Origin of the sequence: Pseudomonas sp. 32_A (assembly GCF_017490905.1) — a bacterium.
GTDB lineage: Bacteria > Pseudomonadota > Gammaproteobacteria > Pseudomonadales > Pseudomonadaceae > Aquipseudomonas > Aquipseudomonas inefficax.
Window position 1 is genome coordinate 1 of record NZ_JAFGYI010000218.1, and the last position, 500, is coordinate 500.

General features: G+C 55.0%; 1 protein-coding gene. It reads left to right on the forward strand.

What is annotated here, in order from left to right; all coding sequences use genetic code 11:
* Window positions 1-49: 49 nt before the first annotated feature.
* Window positions 50-500, forward strand: a 451-nt coding sequence (locus tag J5M58_RS26375) for a type IV secretion system protein (RefSeq protein ID WP_207880293.1), incomplete at its 3' end; no start/stop codon positions are given.

Genomic DNA, 500 nt, shown 5'->3' on the forward strand with positions numbered 1-500 from the left:
CCGTCTCAACAGGCGAAGAAAAATCAGTGAGGGCCACGCTATGAGATCCATGTTTTTCAAAAGAGGCAATCTTTTTGCGCTCGGTTCGATGATGCTCCTCCACGTTGCGACTGCTTTTGCCGCACCGATGGACGTCAACGTCGTTGATTCGGTGATGGGCAAGTACCAATCTGCGGCCAGTTCGTGGGGCGGCGTCATGGTGAGCTACGGGTCGTGGCTCTTCTGGGGATTGGCGCTCGTCAGCATGGTGTGGACGTACGGAATGATGGCGATGCGCCGCTCGGACATTCAAGAGCTCTTTGCTGAATCGATTCGATTTTTCGGCACCCTGGGCTTCTTCTGGTGGATTCTGTACAACGGCCCGGCAATCGGAGATGCCGTCGTCAAATCGATGTGGATGATCGGAGCAAAGGCCATCGGCCAAGCAACAGACTTTACGCCTGGCGGCATCGTACAGATCGGCTATGACATTTTTGCCAAGGCGCTCGACCAGTCTTCTG